We start from the raw sequence: 6,887 nt of genomic DNA on the forward strand, positions 1-6,887 counted from the left end.
TTCTTTAAATTAAAAAGTTAAACAGTATATTTGTTTAAGAGTTTTGAAAAAAGATGAAACAAAATCCAAGTGAAAAGGTCTTAATTATAGGTGCCGGTTATGCGGGATTATCTGCTGCTGTCACTTTCGCCAGCCAGGGATACCAGGTATCGGTGGTGGAGAAACATGGAACAACCGGTGGCAGAAGCAGGGCTTTTACTGAAAATGGTTTCACTTTTGACATGGGACCGAGCTGGTATTGGATGCCGGAAGTGGCTGAAGGTTTTTTTAAACGTCACGGCAGTTCTATCCAGGACTATTTTTCTCTGGTGAGGCTAGACCCTTCCTATCAGGTGGTTTTTGGGAAAAATGACGTAATTGAACTTCCGGCATCTTTTTCAGATATCTGTTCTCTTTTTGAGACCATCGAAAAAGGAGCCGGCAGAAAGTTGGAAGCATTTATGCAGGAGGCTGGATATAAGTACGAGACCGCTATGAAAACTTATATCAACAAGCCCGGACTTCATTTCAGCGAACTATGTAGTAAGGAAGTATTGCAATCCGTGTTTAAAATGGACATGCTTCAATCGTTCAGCAGCCATGCAAAACAATATTTTACGGATGAGCGTTTGTTGAGAATTATCGAGTTTCCCATCCTCTTTCTAGGTGCCACGGCCGACAAGATACCCGCCATGTATAGCATGATGAACTATGCCGATATGAAGCTGGGTACATGGTATCCGATGGGCGGAATGGTTCAGCTGGCAGCAGCTATGACAGCCCTGGCAAGAGAAAAAGGCGTTCACTTCCTGCTGAACACCGAAGTGGAAAGACTGGAAGTAGTTGACAACAATGTGACCGGTGTACATACAGACAAGGGATTTATTCATGCAGATATTGTCGTATCCGGCGCAGACTACCATCATACTGACAGGGAACTGCTTCCTGAGAAAAAAAGTAACTATTCTGAAAAGTACTGGGAAAAAAGAGTGATGGCTCCTTCATGCCTCCTCTATTATGTAGGCGTAAACAAACAATTACCCGGCCTGCAACACCACAACCTGTTTTTTGAGCATGACCTGCGCAAGCATGCCGATGCGATCTATAAAACACCTTCCTGGCCAGCTGATCCGCTTTTTTATTTGTGTTGCCCATCTAAAACCGACAGGAGTGTGGCACCTGAAGGAATGGAAAACCTGTTTTTTTTAATTCCAACTGCACCCGGTCTGGCCGATTCTCCTGCCATAAGAGAACAATACTTCGATAGAGTGTTGGCCGAGACGGAGGCTTTTTGTGGAGAGAATTTCAGGGATAACATTGTTTATTACAGGTCATACGCCTACCGTGATTTCATTACTGACTATCACGCTTTTAAAGGAAACGCTTACGGCTTAGCGAATGTACTCGGACAAACCGCATTTCTTAAGCCCTCTATCCGCCATAAGAAGATCAGTAATCTTTTCTACACAGGGCAGCTGACCGTTCCCGGGCCAGGTGTACCACCTGCAATTCTTTCCGGGGAAATGGTCGCTAATCACATTTTAAGACAAAAATCTTCCAAACATGAAATCGTTATTTGATAAGGTAAGTGCACGCTGTAGCAAACTCACTACAGAAGAATATAGTACCTCGTTTTCGCTTGGTATCAGGTTGCTCGATAAAAAGTTCCATGAACCTATTCACGCGATATATGGCTTTGTTCGCCTGGCCGATGAAATTGTAGACTCTTTTCATGAATATGACAAAGCCGCTCTACTGCTTCATTTCAAAGAAGAAGCATACAGGGCGATCGCCGATAAGATAAGCCTGAACCCTATATTGAATAGTTTTCAGAAAGTATATCATGACTTTAATATAGAACAGGAGCTGGTGGATACATTCCTGGATAGTATGGAAATGGACCTCCACCAGCATTTTTACACCAGGAGCATTTATGAACAATATATCCTTGGTAGTGCAGAAGTAGTGGGCCTGATGTGCCTGAAGGTATTTACAGAAGGGAACAATGATCTCTACTGCCAGTTACGTACCCCTGCTATGAAGTTAGGCGCCGCTTTTCAAAAGGTCAACTTCCTCAGGGATATTAAAGCCGACCGGCAGGAACTCGGCAGACATTATTTCCCACTGGTAAATCTTGAGCATTTTACCAACTGCGATAAGTCTGCCATTGAATCTGAAATCGCTGCCGACTTCCAGGCCGCTCTGCCAGGTATCCTGGCTTTGCCGCTTAGCTCCAGGAAAGGGGTCTACTTGGCCTACGCCTATTATCAGGTGTTGTTCAAGAAAATTAAAAACCTGCCGGCGCAGCGTATCATGAACGAAAGGGTTCGGGTGCCTAATACCCATAAGTTTGGCATTATGTTACAAACCGTTTTATTTCCTTTTAATCTTTTGCAGCAATGAACGAAGTCCTGGGTTTAATCATCATGTTGACGGTGGGTTTTGCCGGTATGGAAGGTGTCGCCTGGCTCACGCATAAATATATTATGCATGGCCCGCTCTGGTTTCTCCACAGTGATCACCATCGTAAGCCGGAAGGACAATTCCTCGAAAAAAATGATTTCTTCTTTTTGATATTCGCACTTCCCGGCATCGCACTGTTTCTTTTCGGTACCCTGCATAAAAACTTCCTGCTTATCGGCCTGGCATCGGGTATCACTTTATACGGTTTTACCTACTTCCTGGTGCACGACGTATTCGTACACCAGCGGTTTAAATGGCTTCGGAACAGTGACCATGTTTATCTGAAGGCGCTGCGCCGTGCGCATAAAATGCACCATAAACACCTTGGAAAAGAGAAAGGTGAATGTTTTGGTATGTTATTTTTCCCCATTAAATACTTTAGATTAGTTTCGAAAAAGAATGTAAATGAAATACACGTATCTCGCGATTGATATGGGGTCTCTTCTTGTACCATTTATTGCATCTTTCCATCCGCGGGTCAGGTTCTATAAGTTCTGGGCAATAGCATTGACTGGTATGCTGTTGTCAGGACTGGTGTTCCTATTGTGGGATATCACATTTACATATGCCGGTGTATGGGGTTTTAATCCAACGTACCTGCTAGGTATCTACTTCTTTAATCTGCCAGTGGAAGAGGTGTTGTTTTTTTTATGCATACCATATGCATGTATGTTTTCCTATTATTGTCTTCAATCTTTCTGGCCAGCATTTACTTTTTCAGCAAAGGCCGCTGCCTGGATCTCCCGTGTGTTAATTGCAACCGGAGTAGTCGTGTCAATTATTTTTTACCATCAAAAGTATACCTGTGCCACGTTTCTTTTACTCGCCCTTTTTATTCTTTTGATGAGAAATAAACCCTGGATCGGTAAATTTTATTCCAGTTATAGCCTGTTGCTGCTACCTTTCCTGGTGGTAAACGGATTATTGACAGGTTCCTTGCTGGACGCACCTGTTGTTTGGTATAATAGTCATGAAATAATTGGGTGGCGAATTCTAACCATTCCTGTAGAAGATGTTTTTTATGGCTTAATTTTAATCGGATCACAGGTCGCCTTTTTTGAGGCTATGACTGCCAGAAAGCACTAAATCCGAGCGCCAGATTCTTTGGCGAGAATATAGATGCCCATCACCAATACAAACCACCCAAATCCTTTCTTTAATTTATCTGCAGGCAATTTACTATTCAGGTAACTGCCCACTATGATTCCCACAATCGCCAGCGTACTTACCATCATTAAGAGTGTCCAGTCAATCCCTTTTTCATGCAGGTTACCCAGGAAACCTATCAGTGAATTCAACGCTATCACCAACAGGGATGTACCTATGGCTTCCTTCATAGACAAATGAAGTATCAATACGAGTGCAGGAATCAGCAGGAAGCCACCGCCTGCCCCCAGCAGCCCCGTCACCAGGCCAATGCTGATCCCAAACAACACCAGCTTTGAGAAATTAACGCTGTGATGGCTGTTGTCCGTATCCATGTGCCCTGTTTTCTTCCTTAACATAAAGGTTGAAGAGATCAGCATCAGCAAAGCAAATAACATCATCGTCAGCCTGCTGCCCGTCAGCGTAAAACCCTGAAACGTCGTAATCGTTTCGGGTATCAGCGGAACCAGCCATTTCCGGGTTACAAAGACAGTGATCACAGACGAAATGGCAAATAGTACGCCCATCCTGATATTCACAGCCCCTCTCTTATATTGCTGCGCAGCGCCTATCAGGCTGGTCGAGCCTACTATAAACAGCGAATACGAGGTAGCCATCACCGGCGATACGCCAAACAGATACACCATTACAGGCAATGTTAAGATAGACCCGCCTCCACCAATTAAACCAAGCGAGACGCCGATTAACAACGAAGCAAAATATCCAAAGAGATGCATAAATATTGTTTCTTCAAAGGTCGTAACCGCTCATAATGCGGTCAGTGATAATAGTCACCCACCCCATGTATTTTTACTATGTGACATTTGTTACATATAATCTCCCGGATGATTTGTAATTCTGCATCGCTGATGGATGTGAATGGCTTGCTCCGGATGAACAACTTTGGGAAATAGTTGCAGGTAAGCGATAGGATATAGGTTGGTTTTTGTTACAAAATGCCGGTGTATGTATTTACATCGGCATTATAGTTTAAATTCGACATACATAAATACGATGATATACTATGAAAGAGAAGGATGCTATTCGACAGAATTTTCCGGGACTGGAAGAAGCGCTTTATGAGGAAATGGAGAAATGTGGTGAAATTATGGAGATTCCGGCGGGCACGACCCTGCTGAGGAAAGCACAGATTATCAGGTCCTCGATGTTGATATTAGACGGAATTGTAAAGCTCTACCAGGAAGATGAAGAGGGGAATGAATTTTTTATGTATGATATTGAAGCCGGCGAAGCATGTGCCGTTTCTATGGTATGTACCTACCGGCAGGAGAATAGCCAGGTCGTGGCAAAAGCCTTAACTGATGTGACTGTATTAATGATCCCCCTTGAATATATGGATCAATGGCTGGGGAAATATAAAAGCTGGCATTATTTCGTGATCCGGACATGGAAGGCCCGGTATGAAGAACTACTGAACACTGTCAACGAAATTGCCTTTAAAAATATGGATGAGCGACTGGAGTTCTATATAAAAAGACAAGTTGAAAAAATGGGCCCGCAAATCAGGTTAACACACCAGGAAATTGCCAGCGACCTGAATTCTTCCAGGGAAGTGATCAGCCGGTTGCTGAAGAAAATGGAAAAGAATGGCTGGATCGTCATTCACCGCAATTCCTTTGAATGGATGAAGCCATAAACTTTATTATCTGTGTGACAGGTATCACTGATAATAAAATGCGGATACAACACCTTTGTATCAAAACCGAAAAATTTAAACACTATGTATTTTCAGCACATTTACGATAAAAGCCTGGCTCAGGGAAGTTATTTTATTGGCTGTCAGAAAGCCGGGATTGCTGCTGTTATTGATCCTAAGAGAGATGTCGATACCTACCTTGAAATCGCACAACAGCAAAAGATGCGCATCACGCATATTCTTGAAACCCACATTCATGCGGATTTCCTCTCCGGGTCCCGTGAGCTGGCATCTCTGACCGGTGCTCAGTTATATCTCTCCGACGAGGGCGGCCCGGATTGGCAATATGAATTCGAACATATCGGTTTGAAAGACGGTAGCCAGATTGAACTAGGTAATCTGACATTCGAGGTCTTACATACACCCGGTCATACCCCTGAAAGTATCAGCTTTTTATTGACTGATAAGCCAGCCAGTGATGTACCTGTCATGTTGTTTACAGGCGACTTCGTATTCGTCGGTGATATCGGCAGACCCGATCTGCTTGAAAAAGCAGCCGGATTGAAAGGTACACAGGAGATCGGTGCTCATCAGCTATTTACGTCCCTGAAAAAATTCAGTGCCTTGCCACCGTATATACAGGTATGGCCCGCCCATGGTGCCGGCTCCGCCTGCGGAAAAGCCCTGGGGTCCGTTCCATCTACTACTACCGGGTATGAAATGGTGAGAAACTGGGCTTTCCGCTTCCAACAGGACGAAGAAGGGTTCGTAAAATACCTGCTGGCAGATCAGCCGGAACCGCCTAAATATTTCGCTACCATGAAGAAACTTAACAAGGAGAACCGCCCGTTGCTGACAAAAGTGCCTACCCTGAAAGCGTTGAGTAATGATGAACTACTATCCGCGTTAAAGAAGGGATACAAACTGATCGATACACGGGAGAAAAGCATGTTTGCCGCCGGATACATTCCAGGTAGTATCAACATACAAGACAATAATTCTTTTAATACCTGGGCTGGCTGGTTCCTGGATTATGACACCCCTTTTATTTTAATCGCCCATCCGGATCAACTGGATCAGCTGACCCGCAAACTAATGCGGATAGGCCTTGACAATGTGCTGGGATACATTCCTGATATCAATGAATGGGTGAAGGCCGGCGGTGTGCCCGAGCGGGAAACTGTCATCTCCATTGATGAGTTTAAGGAGCTTTATCATAATAACGGCATCCAGCTGATTGATCTGCGCGGCGCTACAGAATATCATTCCGGGCATATCAGGAAAGCAGAGAATGTATTCGTAGGGTATCTGCCAGACAACCTGAGTAAGATCAATAAAGAAAAGAAAGTGGTGATTCATTGCCAGAGTGGTGACCGGGCTACGATTGCTTATTCCCTGCTGGCAAGGGAAGGGTATAAGAATATCCTGAATTTCTCAGGAGGCATGAATAAATGGCTGGAGGGAAAAAATCCTGTTGACCAGGGATAACATTAATAACCGAAAATGAAAGGGCGGCTCAAATCATTTGAGACGCCCTTTTTTTGTGCGCCATGCATGGCGATAAACTTGACGGTGGAAGTCCGTTATGGGGGTTTGTAATCGCCAACCATTAGCCAAGAGCAAGGGTGTCCACTGCGAAGTG

The 6,887-nt window shown here is 44.2% G+C and carries 7 protein-coding genes; 6 read left to right on the forward strand and 1 reads right to left on the reverse strand.

Annotated elements, in window-relative coordinates:
- The first annotated feature begins 53 nt into the window (after positions 1-53).
- From crtI to ABDW33_RS14740, 4 genes are read left to right on the forward strand one after another with little or no spacing between them, the layout of a single operon-like run.
- The gene (gene crtI / locus ABDW33_RS14725) at positions 54-1,559 is read left to right on the forward strand and encodes a phytoene desaturase family protein (protein WP_343690829.1); all 1,506 of its coding nucleotides are present in this window, start codon (positions 54-56) and stop codon (positions 1,557-1,559) included.
- On the forward strand, positions 1,543-2,382 hold the full coding sequence (locus ABDW33_RS14730; protein ID WP_343690830.1) for a phytoene/squalene synthase family protein: 840 nt from the start codon (positions 1,543-1,545) through the stop codon (positions 2,380-2,382). The genes crtI and ABDW33_RS14730 overlap by 17 nt, the downstream gene beginning before the upstream one ends.
- Positions 2,379-2,873 carry a beta-carotene hydroxylase gene (locus tag ABDW33_RS14735; RefSeq protein ID WP_343690831.1) on the forward strand — a complete coding sequence of 165 codons (495 nt, stop codon included), beginning with the start codon at positions 2,379-2,381 and terminating at the stop codon, positions 2,871-2,873. Before ABDW33_RS14730 ends, ABDW33_RS14735 begins: the two co-directional genes overlap by 4 nt.
- The gene (locus ABDW33_RS14740; RefSeq protein ID WP_343690832.1) at positions 2,848-3,528 is read left to right on the forward strand and encodes a lycopene cyclase domain-containing protein; all 681 of its coding nucleotides are present in this window, start codon (positions 2,848-2,850) and stop codon (positions 3,526-3,528) included. The genes ABDW33_RS14735 and ABDW33_RS14740 overlap by 26 nt, the downstream gene beginning before the upstream one ends.
- On the opposite strand, the gene ABDW33_RS14745 is transcribed toward ABDW33_RS14740, so the two are convergent.
- Positions 3,525-4,325 (reverse strand): sulfite exporter TauE/SafE family protein, encoded by an 801-nt coding sequence (locus tag ABDW33_RS14745; RefSeq protein WP_343690833.1) that lies wholly within the window; start codon positions 4,323-4,325, stop codon positions 3,525-3,527. The two genes, ABDW33_RS14740 and ABDW33_RS14745, sit on opposite strands and share 4 nt — an antisense overlap.
- Before the next feature lie 287 nt (positions 4,326-4,612).
- Here ABDW33_RS14745 and ABDW33_RS14750 point away from each other — a divergent pair, with 287 nt between their 5' ends.
- Complete coding sequence (locus tag ABDW33_RS14750; protein WP_343690834.1) at positions 4,613-5,245, forward strand: Crp/Fnr family transcriptional regulator; 633 nt, start codon at positions 4,613-4,615, stop codon at positions 5,243-5,245.
- A gap of 84 nt (positions 5,246-5,329) precedes the next feature.
- On the forward strand, positions 5,330-6,733 hold the full coding sequence (locus tag ABDW33_RS14755) for a rhodanese-like domain-containing protein (protein WP_343690835.1): 1,404 nt from the start codon (positions 5,330-5,332) through the stop codon (positions 6,731-6,733).
- The last annotated feature ends 154 nt before the right edge of the window (positions 6,734-6,887 follow it).

This window comes from Chitinophaga sp., from assembly GCF_039596155.1.
In the GTDB taxonomy this organism is placed as follows: Bacteria; Bacteroidota; Bacteroidia; order Chitinophagales; family Chitinophagaceae; genus Chitinophaga.